This window comes from Phenylobacterium sp. (assembly GCF_016793225.1).
Lineage (GTDB): Bacteria > Pseudomonadota > Alphaproteobacteria > Caulobacterales > Caulobacteraceae > Phenylobacterium.
This window is the reverse complement of record NZ_JAEUMN010000022.1, coordinates 25,259-47,541: the sequence shown is the minus strand read 5'-3', so window position 1 is coordinate 47,541 and position 22,283 is coordinate 25,259. Positions and strand designations below refer to the sequence as shown.

At 70.8% G+C, this 22,283-nt stretch carries 23 protein-coding genes; 13 read left to right on the top strand and 10 right to left on the bottom strand.

Annotation, left to right across the window (positions count from 1 at the left end; genetic code table 11):
- Positions 1-249: 249 nt before the first annotated feature.
- On the top strand, positions 250-1,482 hold the full coding sequence (locus JNK30_RS02320; protein ID WP_293479773.1) for a LytTR family DNA-binding domain-containing protein: 1,233 nt from the start codon (positions 250-252) through the stop codon (positions 1,480-1,482).
- A gap of 47 nt (positions 1,483-1,529) precedes the next feature.
- Positions 1,530-2,303, top strand: a complete 774-nt coding sequence (locus JNK30_RS02315) for an enoyl-CoA hydratase (protein ID WP_293479772.1) — start codon at positions 1,530-1,532, stop codon at positions 2,301-2,303.
- On the opposite strand, the gene JNK30_RS02310 is transcribed toward JNK30_RS02315, so the two are convergent.
- Together JNK30_RS02310 and rpmF are read right to left on the bottom strand one after the other, a co-directional pair.
- A complete protein-coding gene (locus tag JNK30_RS02310; RefSeq protein ID WP_293479771.1) occupies positions 2,304-3,728 on the bottom strand; it encodes an alkaline phosphatase PhoX in 1,425 nt (474 codons plus the stop codon).
- A gap of 126 nt (positions 3,729-3,854) precedes the next feature.
- Entirely contained in the window at positions 3,855-4,037 is a 183-nt protein-coding gene (gene rpmF / locus JNK30_RS02305) for a 50S ribosomal protein L32 (RefSeq protein ID WP_293359783.1), read from the bottom strand.
- Between the two features lie 136 nt (positions 4,038-4,173).
- Here rpmF and JNK30_RS02300 point away from each other — a divergent pair, with 136 nt between their 5' ends.
- A complete protein-coding gene (locus JNK30_RS02300) occupies positions 4,174-4,581 on the top strand; it encodes an MAPEG family protein (protein ID WP_293479769.1) in 408 nt (135 codons plus the stop codon).
- Here JNK30_RS02300 and JNK30_RS02295 read toward each other — a convergent pair.
- The 3 genes from JNK30_RS02295 to secG all read right to left on the bottom strand — a co-directional run bounded on the left by JNK30_RS02295 (position 4,574) and on the right by secG (position 7,102).
- Complete coding sequence (locus JNK30_RS02295; RefSeq protein WP_293479768.1) at positions 4,574-4,894, bottom strand: MmcQ/YjbR family DNA-binding protein; 321 nt, start codon at positions 4,892-4,894, stop codon at positions 4,574-4,576. The genes JNK30_RS02300 and JNK30_RS02295 overlap by 8 nt on opposite strands.
- 58 nt (positions 4,895-4,952) lie before the next feature.
- Positions 4,953-6,593 (bottom strand): CTP synthase, encoded by a 1,641-nt coding sequence (locus JNK30_RS02290; RefSeq protein ID WP_293479767.1) that lies wholly within the window; start codon positions 6,591-6,593, stop codon positions 4,953-4,955.
- 62 nt (positions 6,594-6,655) lie between these two features.
- Positions 6,656-7,102, bottom strand: a complete 447-nt coding sequence (secG, locus tag JNK30_RS02285; RefSeq protein WP_293479766.1) for a preprotein translocase subunit SecG — start codon at positions 7,100-7,102, stop codon at positions 6,656-6,658.
- A 138-nt stretch (positions 7,103-7,240) separates the two neighbouring features.
- Here secG and JNK30_RS02280 point away from each other — a divergent pair, with 138 nt between their 5' ends.
- Both JNK30_RS02280 and JNK30_RS02275 read left to right on the top strand, forming a co-directional pair.
- A complete protein-coding gene (locus JNK30_RS02280) occupies positions 7,241-7,780 on the top strand; it encodes a GNAT family N-acetyltransferase (RefSeq protein ID WP_293479764.1) in 540 nt (179 codons plus the stop codon).
- 25 nt (positions 7,781-7,805) lie between these two features.
- Complete coding sequence (locus JNK30_RS02275) at positions 7,806-8,219, top strand: VOC family protein (RefSeq protein WP_293479762.1); 414 nt, start codon at positions 7,806-7,808, stop codon at positions 8,217-8,219.
- 7 nt (positions 8,220-8,226) lie between these two features.
- Here the strand turns inward: JNK30_RS02275 and tpiA are convergent, their stop codons facing one another.
- Positions 8,227-8,970, bottom strand: coding sequence for a triose-phosphate isomerase (gene tpiA / locus JNK30_RS02270; RefSeq protein WP_293479760.1), 744 nt, complete (start codon positions 8,968-8,970; stop codon positions 8,227-8,229).
- 126 nt (positions 8,971-9,096) lie between these two features.
- Here tpiA and JNK30_RS02265 point away from each other — a divergent pair, with 126 nt between their 5' ends.
- Together JNK30_RS02265 and trpE are read left to right on the top strand one after the other, a co-directional pair.
- A complete protein-coding gene (locus tag JNK30_RS02265; RefSeq protein ID WP_293479759.1) occupies positions 9,097-11,019 on the top strand; it encodes a peptidylprolyl isomerase in 1,923 nt (640 codons plus the stop codon).
- Complete coding sequence (trpE, locus tag JNK30_RS02260; protein ID WP_293479757.1) at positions 11,016-12,551, top strand: anthranilate synthase component I; 1,536 nt, start codon at positions 11,016-11,018, stop codon at positions 12,549-12,551. The genes JNK30_RS02265 and trpE overlap by 4 nt, the downstream gene beginning before the upstream one ends.
- 9 nt (positions 12,552-12,560) lie before the next feature.
- Here trpE and JNK30_RS02255 read toward each other — a convergent pair whose 3' ends face one another.
- Both JNK30_RS02255 and JNK30_RS02250 read right to left on the bottom strand, forming a co-directional pair.
- Positions 12,561-13,433 carry an alpha/beta hydrolase gene (locus JNK30_RS02255; protein ID WP_293479755.1) on the bottom strand — a complete coding sequence of 291 codons (873 nt, stop codon included), beginning with the start codon at positions 13,431-13,433 and terminating at the stop codon, positions 12,561-12,563.
- Positions 13,434-13,497: 64 nt separating this feature from the next.
- Positions 13,498-13,701, bottom strand: coding sequence for a hypothetical protein (locus JNK30_RS02250; protein WP_293479754.1), 204 nt, complete (start codon positions 13,699-13,701; stop codon positions 13,498-13,500).
- Positions 13,702-13,752: 51 nt separating this feature from the next.
- On the opposite strand from JNK30_RS02250, the gene JNK30_RS02245 reads away from it, so the two are divergent.
- The 4 genes from JNK30_RS02245 (at position 13,753) to lexA (ending at position 16,969) form a co-directional block, all read left to right on the top strand.
- Positions 13,753-14,343, top strand: coding sequence for an aminodeoxychorismate/anthranilate synthase component II (locus JNK30_RS02245; RefSeq protein ID WP_293479752.1), 591 nt, complete (start codon positions 13,753-13,755; stop codon positions 14,341-14,343).
- A gap of 10 nt (positions 14,344-14,353) precedes the next feature.
- Positions 14,354-15,379, top strand: a complete 1,026-nt coding sequence (gene trpD, locus JNK30_RS02240) for an anthranilate phosphoribosyltransferase (protein ID WP_293479750.1) — start codon at positions 14,354-14,356, stop codon at positions 15,377-15,379.
- Complete coding sequence (gene trpC / locus JNK30_RS02235; RefSeq protein ID WP_293479748.1) at positions 15,379-16,158, top strand: indole-3-glycerol phosphate synthase TrpC; 780 nt, start codon at positions 15,379-15,381, stop codon at positions 16,156-16,158. The genes trpD and trpC overlap by 1 nt, the downstream gene beginning before the upstream one ends.
- A 121-nt stretch (positions 16,159-16,279) precedes the next feature.
- Positions 16,280-16,969, top strand: coding sequence for a transcriptional repressor LexA (gene lexA / locus JNK30_RS02230; protein ID WP_293479746.1), 690 nt, complete (start codon positions 16,280-16,282; stop codon positions 16,967-16,969).
- Here the strand turns inward: lexA and JNK30_RS02225 are convergent.
- Together JNK30_RS02225 and JNK30_RS02220 are read right to left on the bottom strand one after the other, a co-directional pair.
- Positions 16,966-17,262, bottom strand: coding sequence for an ASCH domain-containing protein (locus JNK30_RS02225; RefSeq protein ID WP_293479744.1), 297 nt, complete (start codon positions 17,260-17,262; stop codon positions 16,966-16,968). The genes lexA and JNK30_RS02225 overlap by 4 nt on opposite strands.
- A complete protein-coding gene (locus JNK30_RS02220) occupies positions 17,259-19,496 on the bottom strand; it encodes a ComEC/Rec2 family competence protein (protein ID WP_293479742.1) in 2,238 nt (745 codons plus the stop codon). The genes JNK30_RS02225 and JNK30_RS02220 overlap by 4 nt, the downstream gene beginning before the upstream one ends.
- Between JNK30_RS02220 and gltX the strand changes: the two genes are divergently transcribed.
- Complete coding sequence (gene gltX, locus JNK30_RS02215; RefSeq protein ID WP_293479740.1) at positions 19,447-20,856, top strand: glutamate--tRNA ligase; 1,410 nt, start codon at positions 19,447-19,449, stop codon at positions 20,854-20,856. The genes JNK30_RS02220 and gltX overlap by 50 nt on opposite strands.
- Positions 20,857-20,910: 54 nt before the next feature.
- Entirely contained in the window at positions 20,911-22,191 is a 1,281-nt protein-coding gene (gene gltA, locus JNK30_RS02210; RefSeq protein WP_293479738.1) for a citrate synthase, read from the top strand.
- The last annotated feature ends 92 nt before the right edge of the window (positions 22,192-22,283 follow it).

The window sequence follows — 22,283 nt, the reverse complement described above, 5'->3', positions numbered from 1 at the left end:
TCGGCGAACGAACGCGCCGGGTGGCGAACGGCGCCGTAAGGTGCCCGCATGTGGCGCGCGCTTCTGGTCGCCGGACTGCTTGCCTTGGCGCCGGCCGCCGCCGGGGCGCAGGGCCTTGCCTGGGAATCCTGCCGGGCTGAGCGGCAGGAAGGCCCGCCGCGTCTCGCCGATTGCCGCGCCGTCGAGGGGCCCATCGATCCCCAGGGACGGGAATTGTGGCTGCGCGCCGCCGTCCCGCCCCGTCGTTCCATGGACCCGAAGGCGGTCTTCGCGATCGGCGTCGCCTCGTCGGAGGTCTGGTTCAACGGCGTGCGGCTGGGGGCCAACGGCCGGCCCGGCGCCGTGGCCGAGGCGGAGATCCCCGGCCGTTATCATTTCGACGTCCCGATCCCGGAGACGCTGTGGCGCCCCGCCGGGAACGAGCTGGTGGTCCACATGTCGGCGTTCCACGGCGGCCTGCGGTTCGTCCACCCTGTCGGATGGCTGGGCGTCGGGGCGGCGCGCCAGCCGTCCCCCCTGCCCCTGCTCGCCGTCACCTTCGTGGCCGCGGGCGCCCTCGCCGCCGCCGCCTTCGGCTTCGGGGCCATCCACGCGATGCGCCGCACGGGCTCCAGCCTGGCGCTCGCGGCCCTCTCCGGCGTCGCCGCGCTGCAGGCCGCGGTCGAGATGCTGCGGCACCTCTGGCGCTACCCGTATCCGGTCCACAGCTGGCGCGTCACCGCGATCTGGCTCCTGACCGTGGCGTTCGCCGCCCTGCTCGCGGCCTGGGCCGGATCGCGGTTCGCCCCTCGGCGGCGTCCATGGCTGCTGGCCGCGGCCGCCATCGCCCTTCCCGCCACCTGGCTGCTCCCGGGCTTCGACGTGAAGGCGGGCGTCGCGCTCCTGGCGGGCGTGGGGCTCGCGGGCGTGGCGGCGGCGGAAGGCGTCGTGACGAAGGTGGCGGGCGCGCGGCCGACCCTGGCCTGGCTCGCGACCTTCATGGCGTTGGGCGTGCTGCAGCCGATCTGGCTGCTGGATCTGTCGTTCTTCGTCTTCGCGGCTACGCTCGTTCTGCCGCTGCTGATCGTCGAGGTCCTGCGCCTCGGCCGCGACGATACGGCCCGCGAGGCCGCCCTCACGCGCGCGGCCAGCCGACCGGACCGGCTCACGGTCGCCTCTCCGCGGGGCGTCGAACTCGTGCCGCTGCCGGACATCCTCGCGATCGTCGGCGCCGACGACTACGCCGAACTGCGGCTCCGCGGCGGACGCTCGCTGCTGCACGCCGCACGCCTCGAGCGGCTGGAGACGCAGCTTCCCTCCACGTTCCTGCGCGTCCATCGCTCGGTCATCGCCAACCTCGCCCACGTGGAGCGTCTGGAGCGGGAGGGCGGCCGCTGGCGGCTGCACCTGAGCGAGGGGCCGCCGCTGCCGGTCAGCCGCTCGCGCCTGGCCGCGGTGCGGGACGCGCTGGACGCGCCGCAGCCCCTCCGCGCAATCGCTTGACCGGAAGGGCTGCGGTCGCGCATGCGGGGCGGCTCGCGGAGGAACCCATGCTGCTCGTCGAAAAGCCCCTGGACGGCGTCGCCGTCGTCACCCTGAACCGCCCCGAGGCCATGAACGCGCTGTCCAAGGCGCTGCGCGAGGCCCTGGCCGAGGCGATGACGGGTCTCGACCGGGATCCGGACGTCAGGGTCATCGTGCTGACCGGCGCGGGCGATCGCGCCTTCACCGCCGGCCTGGACCTGAAGGAGCTCTCCACCGACCCTCTGGGCATGGGCGCGGCGAACGCCACCGACCCGGCCCAGAACCCCGCCCGGGCCGTGCTGTCGTGTTCCAAGCCGATCATCGGCGCGATCAACGGCGTGGCCATCACGGGCGGCTTCGAGGTCGCCCTGGCCTGCGACGTCCTGATCTGCTCGGAGAACGCCCGCTTCGCCGACACCCACGCCCGCGTCGGCATCACGCCCGGCTGGGGCCTCTCCCAGAAGCTGAGCCGCGTCATCGGCCCCTATCGCGCCAAGGAGCTGTCCCTGACCGGCAACTTCCTGGACGCGCGCACCGCCTGCGAATGGGGCCTCGTGAACCGCGTGGTCCCGGCCGCCGAGCTGATGCCCACCGCCCTGAAGCTCGCCGCCGAGATGGCCTCGATCGATGGCGACATGCTGGTGACCTACAAGGCGATGATCGACGACGGGTACGCCCTGGACCTCGGCGCAGGGCTGGAGCTCGAGCACAGCCGCTCGGTCGCCCACAACGCCGCCGTCACGCCCGAGATGGTCGCCCAGCGGCGCGCCGCGGTGCAGGCGCGCGGCCGCAGCCAGTAGTCACGCCCGGAAGCGGTCCCAGGGGCCGGTGATCGCGAACGTCAGCCCCGGCGAATAGGAGTTGACGAACAGCGTCGATCCGTCGGGCGAGAAGCAGACGCCCGCCAGTTCCGTCGCGGAGAGCGGCCCGGCCGTGTTCACCAGGCGGCCGAGGGCGTAGATCTTCCCGTCCGGCGTGATCCCGCGCAGATAGTCCGCGCCGTCCATGGGCAGCTTGTCCTCGCAGACCACGAGGTGGCCGGCCGGCGACAGCACGAGGTTGTCGCACATCTTCATGACGCGCGGATCGGTGGGCTCGACGAACAGCTGGAGCCTTCCCGGCTCATCGGCCTCACGCGGATCGCCCTCGAAGCGGCTCGGACGGTAGCGCAGGACCTGCCCGAGGGTTTTCGGGCCTCCGCTGGTGCAGGTGAAGTAGAGCTCGCCTTCGCCGAACACGATCCCTTCCCCGCGGGCGAACCATGCCGCGCCCTTCGCGTGCCCTCGATGGCGCAGGTCGTCGTCCGGGTTGTCCACGCCGTCGAGGTCGATCCACACGGCGTCGCGCCAGTCGCCAACCGCCCAGGGCGCGTCGCCGCGCCAGTTGCGGGTGTCGGCGCGGTCCTTGAAGCCCAGCGCCTGGAGTCGGCCGCCCTTCAGCGGCGCGCGGCGGTCGTTCGGCAGGAAGCGGTAGAACAGGCCGCGACCGTCGGTCTCGTCCTCGGTCAGGTACGCGACGCCGGTGCGCGGATCGATGGCCACGGCCTCGTGCTTGAAGCGGCCCATGCCGGTGATGGGCTCGGCCCGGACGAGGCCCTTGTGCCGCGCCGGAACCTCGAAGACCCAGCCGTGCGACTTTCCGATCGTGTGGCCGTCCGGATTGGGGCCGGCCGAGCGCACGATCTCCTCGCAGGTGAGCCACGAGCCCCACGGCGTGATTCCCCCGGCGCAGTTCGTGCTCGTGCCGGCCAGGCTGAGCCACGAGGACTCCAGCCGGCGGCGGCTCACGTCGTAGATCAGGGTCGTCGTCCCGCCGGGCAGGATCTTGCCGTCCTGGTTGCGGTCGTAGGCCAGGCCGGCCTCGACCTTGCCCGCCAGGCTGTGCCCCTCGCCGAACGCCCCGATGTCCATATGCCGCGGACTGAGCTCGTGGTTGCGCACCAGCGCCACCCGGTTCCGGTCGAGACGGAAGCAGCCCATGCCGTCCATGTTGCGCGGCGCGACCAGGCCGTCGCTCATCGGGTCGCCGGCCCGCTGCACGACGGTGTAGGCGAACCCCTCGGGCAGTTCGAAGAGGCGCGCGGGGTCGGGCTTCAGCGGGCCGTAGCCGTAGACTTCGTTCCTGTAGCCGTCCCCCTCCAGCGCGTCGGCCTGGGCCAGGCGCGACAGGCCCAGGAAGGCTGCGCCCGCGGCGGATCCGATCAGGCGGCGTCTAGACAGGCTCATGGGAATCCCTCCGGCGGGGAGCTTATCGCCGGCCTGCGTGGCGACGGCATGACAATTCGCCAAAACGCAAAGCGCCGGCCCTGCGGCCGGCGCTGCGTGATCATCGAAGAGGCGCCTTCGGCGGCGTCAGTCTTCCTTCGGCGTCAGGACCTGCCGGCCCTTGTACATGCCGGTCTTCAGGTCGACGTGGTGCGGACGCTTCAGCTCGCCCGTCTCCTTGTCTTCGTGGAAGGTGTTGGGGCCGAGCGCGTGGTGCGACCGGCGCATGTTCCGCCGCGACGGCGAGGTTTTGCGTTTAGGAACAGCCATCGGAAAATCTCTGCGGCGTGGAATTGGGTTCGGGCGACAGGGCCGCTCGAAGTGAGCGCGGGCTTATGCATGAAACCCCGCGCGCGATCAAGCGGTCTGGGCTAGCCTCGCGCGTCAACGACAGGCGGGGGCCGTCATGCCGCAGGAACTGATCTTCGCGCCCATGGGGGCGATGGCGCTTCTCACCTTCATCGTGCTCGGGTTCATCCCCGCGCGCCGCTTCAGGGCCGTCGCCGGCGGCCGCGTGACGGGCGAGGACTTCCGGTTCGGCGAATCGGGCGCCGTTCCGGGCGACGTCTCGATCCCCAACCGCAACTACATGAACCTGCTCGAACTGCCCGTGCTCTTCTACGTGGGCGGGCTGATGTACTACGTCGCGGGCCGGCTGGATCAGACCGCGCTGGCGGTGGCGTGGGCGTACGTCGCCCTGCGCGTGATCCACTCCGCGATCCACCTGACCTACAACAATGTCATCCACCGGCTGACGGCGTTCGCCATCTCGAACTTCGTGCTGATGGCGTTCTGGCTGCTGTTCTTCATCTGAGCAGCCGCTTCGGCGCGACGGTCGCCCAGGCGAGCCGCATCAGTCCGGGCAGGCGTTCCGCGTCCAGACGCTGGTAGTCCAGAAACGTCCAGCCCTTCAGTCCCCAGCTCCCCTCGATGCGGGTCAGGGCGTCGCCGTCGAGGAGGTTGTGCTGGTCCTCGGGCGAGAACTTCAGGACCGCCCGCGGCGCGTCGGGGCGCAGGGTGCAGAAGATCTTCTTGTTCACCCGAAAGTCCGTGACATCGAAGTGGGAGGACTCGTAGGCCTCCGGCAACGAGAGCGCTGCGGCGCGGACGTCTTCGCGGGTCAGCATCTCGCCAACATAGCCGGGCCACGGGCCGCGCGCGACTGAGCGCCTGGGCGACAGGGCCTTAGACTAGGCGGCTGCGTTCCTTCGCCGCGCCGATGAAGCTGGCGAACAGCGGATGCGGATCGAAGGGGCGGCTCTTGAGCTCCGGGTGGAACTGGACGCCCACGAACCATGGGTGGTCCTGCCGCTCGCAGAGTTCGGGAAGCACGCCGTCGGGCGAGAGGCCGGTGAACTTCAGCCCGGTCTTCTCGATGGCGTCGCGGTAGGCGATGTTCACCTCGTAGCGGTGACGGTGCCGCTCGGAGATCGTCGTGGACCCGTAGATGTCCGCGACCCGGCTGCCCAGGCTCAGGACGGCCTCATAGGCGCCGCAGCGCATCGTGCCGCCGAGCTCGCCGCCTTCCGAACGGACCTCGCGCTGGTTGCCGCGCACCCATTCGGTCATCAGCCCGACGATCGGCTCCGACGTCGGCCCGAACTCGGTGGACGACGCCGCGGCGATGCCCGCGAGGTTCCGGGCCGCCTCGATCATCGCCATCTGCATGCCGAAGCAGATGCCGAAGTACGGGATGGCGTGCTCGCGCGCGAAGCCGACCGCACGGATCATGCCCTCCGAGCCGCGCTCCCCGAACGCGCCGGGCACCAGCACGCCGTGGACGTTGGCCAGCCGCTCGCCGATCAGGTCCTCATCCTGCTCGAACGCCGTGCCCTCGATCCATTCGAGCCGGACGCGCACGTTGTTGGCGACCCCCCCGTGCACCAGGGCCTCCACCAGCGATTTGTAGGCGTCGGTCAGGGCCGTGTACTTGCCGACGATCGCGATGTTCACCTCGCCGTCGGGATGGCTCAGGCGGTGGGAGATGTCCTCCCAGCGCGACAGGTCGGGGGCCGGCGCCTTGTCCGTCAGGCCGAAGACATCCAGGACCTCGGCGTCCAGGCCTTCGCGGTGATAGTCCAGCGGGACCGAATAGATGTTGGCCGAGTCCATCGCCTGGATCACGGCGCTGGGGCGCACGTTGCAGAACAGCGCCAGCTTCTTCCGCTCGCTCTCGGGGATCGGCATGTCGCAGCGGCAGAGCAGGATGTCCGGCTGGATCCCGATGGAGCGCAGCTCCTTCACGGAGTGCTGCGTCGGCTTGGTCTTCATCTCGCCGGCCGTCTTGATGAACGGCAGCAGCGTCAGGTGGATGAAGCAGGCGTGGCCGCGCGGCAGCTCCTGGCCCAGCTGGCGGATCGCCTCGAAGAACGGCAGGCCCTCGATGTCGCCCACCGTGCCGCCCACCTCCACGAGCACGAAGTCCACGCCCTCCCCCGGATCGGAGAGCACGAAGTCTTTGATCTCGCCGGTCACGTGGGGGATCACCTGGACGGTGGCGCCGAGGTAGTCGCCCCGGCGCTCCTTCTCGATGATCTTCTTGTAGATCTGGCCGGTGGTGATGTTGTCGTTCTTGGTGGCGTTGACGCCGGTGAACCGCTCGTAGTGCCCGAGGTCGAGATCCGTCTCCGCGCCGTCGTCGGTCACGAAGACCTCGCCGTGCTGGTAGGGGCTCATCGTCCCCGGATCGACGTTGAGATAGGGGTCGAGCTTGCGCAGGCGGACGTTGTAGCCTCGCGCCTGCAAAAGCGCCCCGAGCGCGGCTGACGCGAGACCCTTGCCAAGTGAGGAGACCACGCCGCCGGTGATGAAGATGTACCGGGCCATGGGCGTTCAGATTAGCCGCGATTCGCGGGGCGTGCGCCGTGCGATTCGCTCTATCCCCAGACTTACTTCTGCGCGGGCTGGGCCGGCGCCGGAGCCGGCGCGGGGGCGGCGCCCGGAAGCTGGCCGAAGGGGCTGTTGATGGTCGGCGCAGGCGCCTGCAGCGGCGCGGGCGCGGCGGGCGACGGGGCCACGGGCGTGCCGGCGGGCGGCTGCGGCGGCGCCTTGTTCAGCTCGGCCGGATTGATGGCGTTGACCTTCAGGCGGTCGACGACCGACGCCGAACCCCGTTCGCGCCCCGCCACGATGGTCAGCAGCAGCCCGAGCGCGAAGAAGATGGCGCCCAGGATCCAGGTGGTGCGCGTGAGCAGGTCGCCGGTGCCGCGGACCGACATCAGCGAGCCCGTGCCGCCGCTCACCAGCCCACCCCCCTCGGAGCGCTGCAGCAGCACCACGACCACGAGGAAGAGGGCGACGATGACCTCGATCACGAGCAGGAGGTTCAGCAGCATCCGTTCGGTCTTCCGTTGCAGCGGGGGGTCCGATGGACACATCCCGCCCGAAATGAAGGGCGCGCTCTATCACCGCGCCCCCCGTAAAGCCATAGCTAGTGCGTCGCACCTCTCGATCAAAGGGCGGCAGGGGCAGGCATGATTCTCGATCCCGACCGTCTCCCGATCCTGGAGACCGAACGGCTGCGGCTGACGCCGCTCGCCGCCGCGGACGCCGGGCGCCTGTTTCCGATCATGGGCGACCCGGAGGTGATGGCCTACTGGGACATCGCCGAGGTCGACGATCCGGACATCGTCGCGGCGATCGTCCAGGCGCAGGTCGCCGACATGGCCGCGGGCCGCGCGATCTACTGGTCCATGCGCACGCTCGCGGACGGCGTCTTCCTCGGATCCTGCGATCTCTCGGAGATCGACGGCTGGAACCGTCGCGCCGAGGTCGGCTTCATGCTCGGCCGCGACGCCTGGGGCCAGGGATACGCCCTGGAGGCCATGCGCAGCGTGGTGGCCTTCGCCGCGGCGGCGGGCCTCCGCAAGCTCGCCGCGCGCACGCACCTCGGGAACCTCCGCTCCGAGGCGCTGCTCGAGAAGCTCGGCTTCGTGAAGGAGGGCCTGCTCCGGGGTCACATCCTCAAGGACGGCGAGCGGCGCGATTGCCGGGTGTTCGGCCTTCTGCTGTGAGCCGGCCATCCCCATCTCTCGCGCCATGACGAACCCGATCGCGATTCAAGGCTTCGACCACATCGTCCTGCGGGTGCGCGACAAGGAGCGCATGCTGGGCTTCTACGCCGGCGTCCTGGGCCTCACGGTCGATCGCGACCGGCCGGAACTGGGGCTGACCCACGTGCGCGCCGGACGCCAGATGATCGATCTGGTGACGGTGGACGGTCCGCTGGGACGCGCCGGCGGAGACCCGCCAGGCCCCATGGCGCGCAACCTCGACCACTTCGCGCTGCAGGTCCGGCCGTTCGACGCCGAGGCGATCCGGGCCCACCTGACCGCGCACGGCGTCCAGGTGGTCGACGAGGGCCAGCGCTACGGCGCGGACGGCGACGGGCCGTCGCTCTACATCCGCGATCCGGAAGGCAACGTGGTGGAGCTCAAGGGCCCCGGCGCCTAACCGCCCGTCAGAGCGCCCGGATGATCCCCAGGAAGTCCTCGGCCTTGAGCGAGGCGCCGCCGACCAGCGCGCCCCCCACCTCGTCGGCGTGAAGGATCTCGGCGGCGTTCCCGGGCTTCACCGATCCGCCGTAGAGGATCGGCGGGGTCCGCCCGAAATCGCCGAACAGCTCCACCAGCGTCTCACGGATCGCGCGGTGCACCTCCTCGATCTCGGGAGTCGTGGGCGTCAGGCCGGTGCCGATGGCCCAGACGGGTTCGTAGGCGACCGAGAAGGGCCGGCCCGCCAGCTCGGCGGGGAGAGAGCCCCGCACCTGCCCGGTCACGACCGCCAGCGCGTCGCCGGCCTTGCGCTGCTCCAGCGTCTCCCCGACGCAGACGATAGGCTCCAGCCCCGCGCGCAGCGCCGCCTGGACCTTCGCGGCGACGACGGCATCGGTCTCCCGGTACCCCGTCCGCCGCTCGGAGTGGCCGAGGATCGCCAGCGCCGCGCCCGCGTCGACCAGCATCTCGGCCGACACGTCGCCGGTGAAGGCGCCGCTGTCGTCCCAATGGTGATCCTGTCCCCCGACCAGCACGGCCGTGCCGCTCAGCGCCTGGGCCATGCGGTGGATCAGGATGGCCGGCGGGCAGATCGCCACCCGGGCGGGCGTGGCGCCCAGTCCGCCCGCGATGGCGCGCGCCTCGTCCAGGGAGGCGGCGAGACCGTTCATCTTCCAGTTTCCGGCGATCAGCGGCGTGGGCTTGGACATCGTTCCCCCTGTGGCGACACGAAGCCGGGCGGTTAAGCCATGCGGGCGCGGCTGTCACGCGCTTGCCGCGCCTGCGGCCTCTCCCCTATACCGGCGCGCTACCTGTTCCCTGAGGACCCCGCCCGAATGCTCTCTTCCATCCGCGAATTCGCGAAGTCCTGGCCCGCCAGGATCCTGATGGGCATCCTCGCCATCAGCTTCGTCGGCTGGGGCGCGAACAGCGTCGGCGTGTCGATGATCCCCGCGAACGAGGTGATCAAGGCGGGCTCGCGCAGCCTGTCGATGCAGGAATTCCGCCGCGAGTACGACAACTACAAGAAGCGCCTGGAGCAGCAGTCGGGCCAGACCATCACCCAGGAGATGGCCGAGGAGAACCGGCTCGACGCGACCGTCCTGACGGGCGTCGCCACGCGCGAGGCCTTTGCGGAACTCCTGTGGCGAGCGGGCATTCGCCCCGCCGACAAGCTGGTCCTGGAGCAGGTCGAGAAGATCCCCGCCTTCTTCGACCCGATCACCGGGCGGTTCGACAAGAAGACGTTCGAGACCCAGCTCGCCCAGAACGGCCTGACGCCCGAGATGTTCGACCGGGGCGCCCGCGACGACATCGCCGCCATGCACTGGGCCCGGGCGATCCAGAACGGCCTGGCCGTGCCGCGGTCGTACGGCGCCCTCGCCTCTGTCTACGCGCTCGAGAGCCGCGACCTCGCCTATTTCATCCTGACGCCCTCGGCCGTGCCGCAGCCGGCCGCGCCGACCGACGCCCAGCTCCGGGCGTTCATGAACGAGAACAAGCAGGCGCTCACCGTGCCCGAGACGCGCGTTCTCACGATCGTGCCGTTCACGCCGCAGGCCGTCGCCGCGAGCGCCGCATCGGGCCCCATCGATCCGGCCGAGCTGCAGAAGCGCTACCAGTTCCGCAAGGACACGCTCTCGCAGCCCGAGACCCGGACGGTCGTCCAGATCCCGGCGAAGGACCAGGCCGCGGCGCAGCAGGCGGCCGCCCGCCTCCAGCGCGGCGAGGCCCCCGCCGCCGTGGCGCGCGCGCTCGGCGTCGACGCCGTGACCTACGAGGAGAAGCCCCGCACCGCGATCGCCGACCGCAAGGTGGCCGAGGCGGCGTTCCGCATGCAGGCCGGCCAGATCGCGCCCGTCCAGGGCGACCTGGGTCTGGCCGTCGTGAAGGTCGTGTCCGTTTCGCCGGGCCGCGAGGTCTCGCTCGAAGAGGCGCGCCCCATGCTCGAGGCCGAGATCCGCAAGGACATGGTCGCCGAGAAGGTCTACGCCCAGACCCAGGCCTACGACGACGCCCACCAGAGCGGCGGCAGCGTGGCCGAAGCAGCCGCCAAGGCCGGCGTGCAGGCCCAGACGATCGGCCCCATCAACGCCCAGGGCGTGGACGATCAGGGCCGGCAGTACGGCGGCATCCCGCCCAAGATCCTCGAGACGGCCTTCTCCCTGCCCGCCGGCGGCGAGAGCGAGATCACCGAACTCGGCGAAGGGGCCTACTTCGTCGTCAAGGTCGAGAAGGTGGTGGCGCCGCACATGCGCCCGCTGGAGGAGATCCGGCCGCAGCTCGCCCAGGAGTACATGCGCCGGCAGGTGATCCGCGCGCTGGAGGCCAAGGCCACCGAGCTCTCGGCCCGGGTCCAGAAGGGCGAGAGCATCGAAACGGTCGCCTCGGCCGCGGGCGTGTCCGTGCAGCGCGTGCCCGGCCTGACGCGCCAGACGGCCGAGACGCAGCAGCAGCTTGGCCGCGAGGTCATCGGCCGCGCCTTCGCGGCGAAGCCCGGCGAGGCCTGGAGCGCCCGCGCGCCGAACGGCCTGGCCGTGGGCCAGGTCTCGAACGTGCGCATGGACGCCGGCCCCACGGCCGCGCGGCTTGCGGAAACCAACCGCGGCGAGCTGACCCAGGCGATCTTCCGCGAGATGGCCGACAGCGCCCAGGCCTACGCCCGGACGAAGCTGAAGGTGAAGACCAACGCCGAACTCGCGCGGTCGGCGGCCGGTTTCGCGCCGGCCGAGAAGGGCAAGGCGGAGCCCAAGAAGTGATCTGCGAGCCGCCGTTCGAGGCCTTTCGTTCCACCTACGACGGCGGCGCTCCCCAGGTTGTCTGGACGCGGCTGATCGACGATCTCGAGACGCCGGTTTCGGCCTACCTCAAGATCGGCCACGGCAAGCCGTACGCCTTCCTGTTCGAGTCGGTGGAAGGCGGCGCGTTCCGGGCGCGCTACTCGGCCATCGCCATGAACCCCGACCTGGTGTGGCGCTGCCAGGGCGACCGTGCCGAGATCGCCCGAGGCGACGACATCGCGGCGGGCCGATTCACGCCGCAGGATGGCGGCGCGCTGGACAGCCTTCGCGATCTGCTGGCCGCCTCGCGCATCGAGATGCCCGCGGGTCTGCCTCCCATGGCGGCCGGCGTCTTCGGCGCGCTGGGCTACGACACGATCCGCCTGGTCGAGCGGCTGCCGCACGTGAATCCCGACCCGCTGGGCCTTCCCGACGGCGTCATGGCGCGCCCCTCGATCGTCGCGATCTTCGACGCCATCGCGCAGGAGATCCTGGTGGTCACGCCGGTGCGACCCGACGGCGCGACCTCGGCGAAGGACGCCTACGCCGCGGCGGAGCGTAGGATCCAGGCGGTCGCGGACGACTTCCGGAAGTCGGCGCCGCGCCTGCGTGGCGATGCGACGCCTGAGCCGGACAGGTTCACGACCCCCGTGAGCCGCGAGGCCTATCGCGGGATCGTCGAGAAGGCGAAGGAGTACATCCGCGCCGGCGACATCTTCCAGGTGGTGCCCAGCCACCGTTTCCGCGCGCCCTTCACGCGCGACCCGTTCGCGCTCTATCGCTCGCTGCGGCGGAGCAACCCCTCGCCGTTCCTGTTCTTCCTCGACTTCGGCGCCTTCCACGTGGCGGGCTCCAGCCCCGAGATCCTGGTGCGGCTGCGCGACGGCAAGATCACCATCCGTCCGATCGCCGGCACCCGCCCGCGCGGCGCGACGCCCGAGGAGGATCGCCGCCTCGAACAGGAGCTGATCGCCGATCCCAAGGAGCGCGCCGAGCACCTGATGCTGCTCGACCTGGGCCGCAACGACGTGGGCCGCGTCGCCATGCTGAAGCAGGCCGGCGCCAACGAGCCCCAGCCGCGCGCCCAGGGTCCCCGCGTGCGCGTCACCGACAGCTTCTTCGTCGAGCGCTACGCCCGCGTCATGCACCTGGTCTCCAACGTCGAAGGCGATGCGCCCGAGGGGCTGGATCCCGTCGACGTGGTCATGGCGGCCCTGCCCGCCGGCACGCTCTCGGGCGCGCCCAAGGTTCGGGCCATGGAGATCATCGACGAGCTGGAGATCGAGAAGCGCGGCATCGCCTATGCGGGCGCGGTCGGCTACTTCGGCGCCGACGGCAGCGTCGACACCTGCATCGTGCTGCGCACAGCCCTCTTCAAGGACGGCGTCATGTACGTCCAGGCCGGCGGGGGCGTCGTCGCCGACAGCGATCCCGACGCCGAGTACGACGAGACCCTGCACAAGGCCCGCGCCCTGCGGGATGCCGCCGAGGAGAGCTGGCGGTTCGTCTGAGGCCGGCGGCTATTCCGCCAGGAACGCTTCGACCGTCTCCATGAAGGCGTCCAGCCGGTCGTGGTGGACCCAGTGCCCCGCACCCTCGAAGTTCACGAGCCGCGCGTTCCGGAAGTGCCGGATCCTGCCGTCCACAACGGGGTCCGAAGCCCAGGACTCGGCGCCGCGCACCAGCAGCACCGGCGCGGTGATCCGGCTCCAGAGGCGGTGCTGGTCGGCGTGCGACAGGCCGCCGACGCCGCCGCCCCAGCGGGCGTGGTTGTCGAACTTCCAGGAGTAGGTCCCGTCCTCGTTCTGATGCGCGCCGTAGACCGTCAGGTGACGCGCCTGCGCTTCGTTCAGATGGGGATTCTCGCTGGCCATCCGCGCGACGGCGTCATCGAGGCTGGCGTAGCGCCGAGGCGCGCGGCCGGAGTTCTCTCGGCGGTCCGCCACCTGCGCGCGGATGCGTTCCTCGATCGGCCGCTTGCCCTGTTCGGCCATCACCGCGGGAGATGGTCCCAGCCCCTCGATGGCGACGACCTTGCGGACGGCCTCGGGGAACGCGCCGCAGTAGTTCAGGGCGATCCCCGCGCCCAGCGAGTGGGCGATGATGGTGGCCGGCGCCATGCCCTTCTGGTGAACGATCTGGGCCACGTCGTAGATGTAGGCGGCCATGTCGTAGCCGCCGCCGATGGCCCAGGCGCTGTCGCCGTGGCCGCGCAGGTCCGGCGCGATCACGTGGTAACGGTCACGGAGTCGCTCGGCGACCCAGTCCCAGTTGCGGCAATGGTCCCGCCCGCCATGAACCAGCAGCATCGGGGGCGCGTCGGGATTGCCCCAGTCCACGTAGTGCAGCTTCAGACGCTGCGAGAAGTAGAAGTGGGACGTGGGGCCTTCCATCGCGGTCTCCGGCGCAAATCGCCTCCACCTACCATCTCTGCCGCGGGTGGGTAGGCCGACCGGCTCAGTCCGGCGCGCCCTGCGCGGCGTGGTTGGTCGTGACCGGCGGGGCCAGCACCATCGCGCTCGCAAACAGCACCGAGGTGACGGCCAGCGCGAGCGCCGCCAGCAGCGCCGGCCACGCCCTGTCGCGACGCACCGCCGGCTGCAGCAGGCTGCGGGCGTTGGAGAGCTCGTCGGGGTCCAGGGCCGAATCGCGAAGTCCCATGGCGTGAGCATCCCGCTTGGCGGTCGGCGCGGCAAAGCCTATGGAGCCTGCATGATCCTGGTCGTCGATAACTACGACAGCTTCACCTACAACCTCGTTCACTACCTGAACGAGCTGGGGGCGGAGACGCTCGTCCACCGCAATGACGCGCTCACCGTCGACGAGGCGCTGGGCCTGCGGCCGGAAGCGGTGCTGTTGAGCCCCGGCCCGTGCACCCCGAACGAGGCCGGCATCTGCCTCGACCTGATCGCCCAGGCGCCGGAGAACCTGCCGATCCTGGGCGTGTGCCTGGGCCACCAGGCGATCGGCCAGTCCTTCGGCGGGACCGTCGTGCGGGCGCGCGCGCTCATGCATGGCAAGACCAGCCTCATCCATCATCTCGGCACGGGTGTGTTCGCCGGGTTGAAGAACCCTTTCACCGCCACCCGTTACCACTCGCTGTCGGTGCAGGAGGACGTTCTGCCGCAGGTCCTGGAAAAGACCGCCTGGACCGAGGACGGCGAGATCATGGGCGTGCAGCACCGCACGCGCCCGATTCACGGCGTCCAGTTCCACCCCGAGTCGATCGCGACCGAATGCGGGCACGAGCTGCTCGGCAACTTCCTCGACCTGGCCGGCGTCAGGCGGATCGCGCAGGTCTGAGCTTCCGCCCATGTCCGACGCCTTCAAGCCGCTGCTCATGCGCCTCGCCGACGGCGCGACCCTGTCCGAGGACGATGCGCAGGACTTCTTCGCCGCCTGCCTGAGGGGCGAGCCGACGCCGGCTCAGGTCGGCGCGGCCCTGACCGCCATGCGGATGCGGGGCGAGACGCTGGGCGAGATCGCGGCCTGCGCGCGGGCCATGCGCAAGGCGGCCATCCACCTCGAACCGCCCTACCCCGTCATCGACGTCTGCGGGACCGGCGGCGACGGCCTGCACACCCTCAACATCTCGACCGCCGTGGCGTTCGTGGCGGCCGGGGGCGGGCTGAAGGTCGCCAAGCACGGCAACCGGGCCCTGACCTCGAAATCCGGCGGCGCCGACGTGCTCTCCGAACTCGGCGTGGCCATCGACGCCGGCCTGGAGCGCCAGCAGAAGGCGCTGGACGAGGCCAACATCTGCTTCCTGTACGCTCCGGCGCACCACGGCGCGATGCGGCACGTCTCGCCGCTCCGCGCGCAGCTCGGCTTCCGCACCATCTTCAACCTGCTGGGTCCGCTCACCAACCCCGCCGGCGCGAAGCGGCAGGTCGTGGGCGTCTTCGCCGAGCGCTGGGTCGCGCCGCTGGCGCAGGTGCTGGGCGCCCTGGGGTCGGAACGGGCTTGGGTCGTCCACGGCGGCGGCATGGACGAGATGACCACGACCGGCGAGACGAGCGTGGCCGAGTTCCGCGAGGGCCAGGTGCGGCTCTTCACCGTCACCCCGGAGGCCGTGGGACTGAAGCGCGCGGCTCTGGCCGACCTGACGGGCGGCACGCCGGCCGAGAACGCCGAGGCGCTGCGCCGGCTGCTCAAGGGCGAGCCGGGCCCCTACCGCGACATCGTCCTGCTCAACGCCGCAGCGGCCTTCCTCGTGGGCGAGAAGGTGGAAACCCTGCGCGAGGGCGTCGAGCTCGCGGGGCGGGTCATCGACGATGGCCGGGCCCAGACCGCGCTGGACAGGCTCGTCGCCATCGCCCCGCGCTCGCTGGACGGCTGATGGGCGACATCCTGCAGAAGATCTCGGCCTACAAGCGCGAGGAGGTCGCCGCGCGGAAGGCCGCCGGTCCCGCCGACCCCGGCCGCGCGCCCGGTCCCCCGCGCGGCTTCCGGGCCGCCCTCGAGCGCGGCCATGCGCCCGGACGCCTCGCCCTGATCGCCGAGATCAAGAAGGCCTCGCCCTCCAAGGGCTTGATCCGCGCCGACTTCGACCCGCCGGCTCTCGCCCGCGCCTACGAGGCCGGCGGCGCGGCCTGCCTGTCCGTCCTCACCGACGGCCCCAGCTTCCAGGGCGCGGACGCCTACCTCGCCGTCGCCCGCGAGGCGACGGCCCTGCCCTGCCTGCGCAAGGAGTTCCTCGTCGATCCGTGGCAGGTCGCCGAGAGCCGGGCGCTGGGCGCGGACGCCATCCTCGTCATCCTGGCCATGGTGGACGACGCGCTCGCGGCCGACCTGATGGCCGAGGCGCGGCGGCTCGGGATGGACGCCCTGGTCGAGGTGCACGACGAGGCCGAGATGGCCCGCGCCGGCGCCCTGGGCGCCGACCTCGTCGGCGTCAACAACCGCGACCTACGCACCTTCGTCACCGACCTCGCCGTGACCGAGCGCCTCGCCGCCGCTGCGCCCGCCGATGCTCTGCTGGTCACCGAGAGCGGGATCTTCGGCGCCGACGACGCCGCCCGCCTGGAGCGGTCCGGCGCCAAGGCCATGCTGGTGGGCGAGAGCCTGATGCGGCAGGCCGACGTCACCGCGGCGACTCGCGCGTTGCTGGGCGGCTGATTCCCGCCTGACGCCGCAAATTCCCGAAGAGTTTCAGAGCCTCGCCGCGTAACTTGACATTAACGCGGAACACCTAGAGAACATCCTCAGAAGTTGGCGGTTTGTTCTACGAGGGCCCGAGATGCTCACCCGCAAGCAGCACGAATTGCTCATGTTCATCCATGAGCGCATCAAGGAAACGGGTGTTTCCCCGTCCTTTGACGAGATGAAAGAGGCGCTCGATCTCGCGTCGAAGTCGGGCATCCATCGCCTGATTACCGCGCTGGAGGAGCGCGGCTTCCTTCGGCGGCTGCCGCACCGGGCCCGGGCCCTGGAGGTGGTCAAGCTCCCGCAGCAGGCCACCGCGGCGGCGCCGCCCAAGGGACGCGCGCCCTTCAAGCCGCAGTTGGTGGACGCCGGCAGCGCCATGCCCGCCGTCGCCAACGACACCCGCGAACTTCCCATCCTGGGCCGCATCGCGGCCGGCACGCCGATCGAGGCGATCCAGCAGGAGAAGGACCGCATTCCCGTGCCCGAGACCATCCTCGGGGCCGGCGAGCACTTCGTGCTCGAGATCGCCGGGGACTCGATGATCAACGCCGGCATCCTCGACGGCGACTTCGTGGTCATCCGCCGAACCGACACGGCGGTCTCGGGCGACATCGTCGTGGCCCTGGTCGACGGCGAGGAAGCAACCCTGAAGCGCCTGCGCAAGAAGGGCGCCTCGGTGGCCCTCGAGGCGGCGAACCCGGCCTACGAGACCCGCATCTTCGGCCCCGATCGGGTGTCGGTGCAGGGCAAGCTGGTCGGCCTGATCCGCCGCTACCACTAGGCTATCCTGCCCGCTCGGGCGGGCACGAACACGAAATCGACGATGAAGACCCGCTCGCCAAGCCCGTGGCGGGCGGTTTTCATGAGGTCCTCGACGTCCGCGAAGCCGCCGGCCCGCGCGATCGCGTCGGTGATGTCGGCGAGGTCAACCTCCTGCAGCCGCGTCACCTCGACGAAGCCGTCCAGGAGCGGGTAGCGTCCGCCGACCTTCACGCGGGGCGTGAGCCACAGCCGGACGCTGGAGGTGATCTCCCCCGCCCGGATCCGGGCGCGAAGCGGCCTGGCGAACATCATCGCGGGTCGAACCCCCAGGTCCAGGGCCGCCGGCCGCGCAGGTCCTGGGCCCACGCCACGCGCCAGCCGTTCCGCTCCCGGTAGATCTCGGCCGACCCGCCCTTCGCGAAGTCCCTGCCCGTGAGCACGAGCGGCGCGGCGCAGTCCTGAGGCCGGAAATCGTTGCGCAGGACGACGATGTCGGCGGCGGCGCAGAGCGCCTCCAGTCGGCCGGCCTTCAGCGGGCGGCGCAGGTTCCAGGCGGCGGCCAGGCGTATCGGCGCCCCCGCCGCGGGCGCGCAGCTCCAGCGATCGCACGCGAAGCGGCGGTCGCGCTCGTCCTCGCTGATCACGGCGGCCAGTCCACGCCGGCGCGCCCAGAACTCGGCGCCGAACAGCTTCGCGTCGGGCCGGAGCAGGACGGCCTGGCGCCCGTCCCGCACGGCGACGGCGGCGCCGTCCGCGGCGACCCAGACGTCGGGCGCCGCGGGTCGGGGGGCCCAGAGCACCGCCATGGCCAGCGGAACGCCGATCCATCGCAGCGAACCCCGCCACAGGCATGTGAACAGCAGGCCCAGGAAGCTGGCCGGCAGCACCCAGGCCGGCGCGCTCGGGACGAGGATCTCCGCCGCCGGGGCGCGGGCCGCCCAGGCGGCCACCTGGTTCATCAGCCCGATGGACCAGCCGGCCAGTTCCAGGGGCGCCTGACCCAGTCCCAGGGGCGTCAGGGCCGCCCCCAGCGCCAGGCCGGGCATCATCAGGAACGAGGAGATCGGCGCCACGGCGAGATTGGCGAAGAGGCCCCATGTCGAGACCCGATTGAAGTGCTGGATCGCGAACGGGCCCGTGGCCAGTCCCGCGACGAAGCTCACGGCGATGCTCGCGGCGGTCCAGGTGACCGCGGCCTGAAACGCCCGGATCGCCCAGGGCGCCTGGATCTCCTTCACCGGCCGCGGCCAGATCTCGGCCAGGGCCACCAGGGCCGCGGTGGCCGCGAACGACATCTGGAAGCCGGGCTCGGTCACCGCTTCCGGCTGGAGCAGCAGGACGCCCAGGGCGGCCAGCGCCAGGGCGTGGAGGCTGATCGCCTGACGGTCGGCCAGGATCGCCGCGAACGCCACCGCGGCGGTGATGGCGGCCCGTTCGGCGGGCGGCGGCGCTCCGGAGAGCACCAGGTATCCGGCGACGGCCGCGAGGCCGAACAGCGCGGCCGCCTTCTTGCCGTGCACGCGCAGCGCCAGCCACGGCCAAGCGGCGATCAGCAGCCGCGCGAGCCCGAAGGCGAAGCCGCCGACGATGGCCATGTGCAGGCCGCTGATCGAGACGATGTGCGCAAGCCCGGCGGCCCGCAGGTTCTCCACCTGCTCCTTCGGAATGAAGGCCTCGTGGCCCGTCGTCATCGCCGCGGCGAGCCCCCCGGTCTCGGGCCCGAGCGCCTCCACGATCCGGCGGGTGAGATCCCAGCGCACGGCGTTGACCCGCATCGCCAGGGCAAGCCGCCAGGGCGGCTCGGCCGGAGGCGTCGTGGCCTCGGGGGCGCGCAGCGCGAGGCCGACCGCGCCGACGCTCTCGAAGTAGGCGTCGCGGGCGAAGTCGTAGGCGCCCGGGCTTGCCGGCGGCGGAGGCGGATTGAGGATCGCCAGCAGCCGCACCGACTCCCCGGGCGCCGGCAACGCCGCGCCGGGCTTCGGCGTCACCCGGACGCGGATCGGCGTCGCCTCGGCGTCCCAGCCGCCGACGCGCGTCGGCGCCAGCAGGAGACGCTGTCCGCCCTCGCCCGGCGCGGCCACATCGACAACCCAGGCGTCCACCCATTGGGGCCGAGCGCCAGCTTGGGCGACAGGGGCCTTGACGGCCTCCGCCCGCAGCTTGGCCACGGCGAAGCCCCCCGCCACGCCGGCGCTCAGGACCAGCGCCATGGTCGCGGCGCGCCAGTAGCTCCAGCGCGTCGCGCCCAGCAGCAGCGCCGACACGAGCAACAGGAGCCAGGCGACCCACGCCTGCGGCTCGCGCATCAGTGCGAAATAGAGGCTGCAGCCGAGTCCGAAGGCCACCGGCGCCCACAGAGTCCACCGATCGGCCTGCTGCTCCACCTGCGTGGCGACCCAGGCCCGGATGCGTCCCAGGCTAGGAAGCCGCGGAACGCGCGTGTTAAGAGGCGCCGCCGCCGTCGAGGCCAGCCCCTCCCCTATCCCCTCGAGTTCGATGTCAGACCGTCCCGTCCGCACCAGGATCGCCCCTTCGCCTACCGGCATGATGCACATTGGCACGGCCAGGGTGGCGCTTTTCAACTGGCTGTATGCCCGTCACACGGGCGGGAAGTTCCTGCTGCGCATCGAGGACACGGACCGCGAGCGTTCCACCGACGCCGCCGTCCAGGTGATCTTCGACGGCCTGACGTGGCTCGGGCTGGAGCCGGACGAGACCCCGGTGTTCCAGTTCGCGCGCGCCGACCGGCATCGGGCGGTCGTGGACGAGATGCTCTCCCGCGGCGCCGCCTATCGCGACTACATGACGCCCGAGGAGCTGGAGGCCGAGCGCGAGGTGGCGCGGGCCGAAGGGCGCGTGATCCGCTCCCCCTGGCGGGACCTGTCGCCCAACGACGCCCCCGACCGCCCGTTCGTCGTGCGCCTGAAGGCGCCGCAGGACGGCGAGACCGTGGTGGACGATCAGGTGAAGGGCCTGATCCGGTTCGAGAACCGCACGCTGGACGACCTCATCCTCCTGCGCACCGACGGCACGCCGACCTACAACCTCGCCGTCGTGGTGGACGACCACGACATGGGGATCACGCACGTGATCCGGGGCGACGACCATCTCAACAACGCCGCGCGACAGACGCTGATCTACCAGGGCCTCGGCTGGGAGGTTCCGGCCTGGGCGCACCTGCCGATGATCAACGGCCCGGACGGCAAGAAGCTCTCCAAGCGCCACGGCTCGCAGGCCGTGAGCGAGTTCGACGACATGGGCTACCTGCCGGAAGCCATGCGGAACTACCTGGCCAAGCTGGGCTGGGGGCATGGCGACGACGAGATCTTCTCGGACGCCGAGGCCGCCGCGTGGTTCGACATCAAGGACGTCGTCAGCGCGCCCGCCCGCCTGGACTGGGACAAGCTGAACCACCTCAACAACCACTACATCCGTCAGGCCGACCCGGTTCGCCTGGCCGGCCTCGTGCGCAAGGTCCTGGAGAGCCGGGACGTGCGACTGCGGGCCGGGGACGACACGCTGATCGCCCAGACCATTCCGTTCGTGCGGGACGGCGCCAAGACCACCCTCGACCTCGCCGACGCGGTCGTGTTCGCCCTCAAGGCGCGGCCTCTCGAACTGCCGGAGAAGACCCGGAGCCAGCTCGCCGAGCCCGAGATGGCGGCGCGCTTTCAGGCATTGCGGGCCGCGCTCGCCGCATCGCCGGCCTGGGACGTCCCCACGCTCGAAGGATGCCTGCGCAACTTCGCGGAATCGCAGGGGATCGGGCTCGGCAAGTTCGGCCCGCAGCTCCGCTCTGTCCTGTCCGGCGGCGCGCCGGCTCCGGACCTTGCCGGGGCCATGACCGCGCTCGGCCGCGAGGAGAGCCTAGGGCGCATCGACGATGCGCTTTCGCTCCTCGCGTAAAGAGGTATAAGCCCTCGAACGAGTGTTTCATCTCGCAGCCGCGAAGGGGGTCTCATGGGCGAAACGGCGAAGGTCCAAATCGACGGCAAGACAGTCGAGTTGCCAGTGCTGCGGGGCACGGACGGGCCCGCGGTGATCGACATCCGCAAGCTCTACGGCGACGCTGACGTCTTCACCTATGACCCGGGCTTCACGTCGACCGCCTCTTGCGAGAGCAAGATCACCTTCATCGACGGCGACAAGGGCGTGCTGCTGCACCGCGGCTATCCCATCGACGAGCTGGCCGAGAAGTCCAGCTTCCTCGAGGTCTGCTACCTGCTGCTCCACGGCGAGCTTCCGAACGCGGGCGAGTTCGCCCAGTTCGAGAAGAACATCGTGTACCACACCATGGTCCACGAGCAGTTCGACCGCTTCTTCAACGGCTTCCGTCGGGACGCTCACCCGATGGCCATCATGACGGGCGCCGTGGGCGCCATGTCGGCCTTCTACCACGACAGCACCGACATCAACGATCCCGAGCAGCGGATGATCTCCGCGCACCGGCTGATCGCCAAGATGCCGACCATCGCGGCGCGCGCCTTCAAGTACTCGCGCGGCCAGCCGTTCGTGTATCCGCGCAACGAGCTCTCCTATGCGGAGAACTTCCTGCGCATGTGCTTCTCGGTGCCGGCCGAGGACTGGAAGCCCAATCCGGTCCTGACGGCGGCCATGGACCGCATCTTCATCCTGCACGCCGACCACGAGCAGAACGCGTCGACCTCGACCGTCCGCCTCGCGGGGTCCTCGGGCGCCAACCCGTTCGCCTGCATCGCCGCGGGCATCGCCTCGCTGTGGGGCCCCAAGCACGGCGGCGCGAACGAAGAAGCGCTCAACATGCTGAAGGAGATCGGGACCGTCGACCGGATCCCCGAGTTCGTCCAGGGCGTGAAGGACCGGCGCTACCTGCTCATGGGCTTCGGCCACCGGGTCTACAAGAACTACGACCCGCGCGCGAAGGTGATGCAGCAAGCCTGCCACCAGGTCCTGAAGGAGGTGGGCGCCGAGAACGACCCGCTGCTGCAGGTCGCCATGGAGCTCGAGAAGATCGCGCTGAACGACGAGTTCTTCATCCAGCGCAAGCTCTACCCGAACGTCGACTTCTACTCCGGCATCACGCTGCGCGCCCTGGGCTTCCCGCCCGAGATGTTCACCGTGCTGTTCGCCCTGGCCCGCACTGTGGGCTGGATCGCGCAGTGGAAGGAGATGATCGAGGATCCCTCCCAGAAGATCGGCCGTCCGCGGCAGATCTACACGGGCGCTCCGCAGCGCAGCTACGCGCCGATCGACAAGCGCTGAGCCCAAGCTCATCGGAATCGCGAGGGGGCCGGTCCCGGAAGGGGCCGGCCCCTTTCGTCTGGGTCGGCTTCATCTGGGTCAGCTTCGTCCGG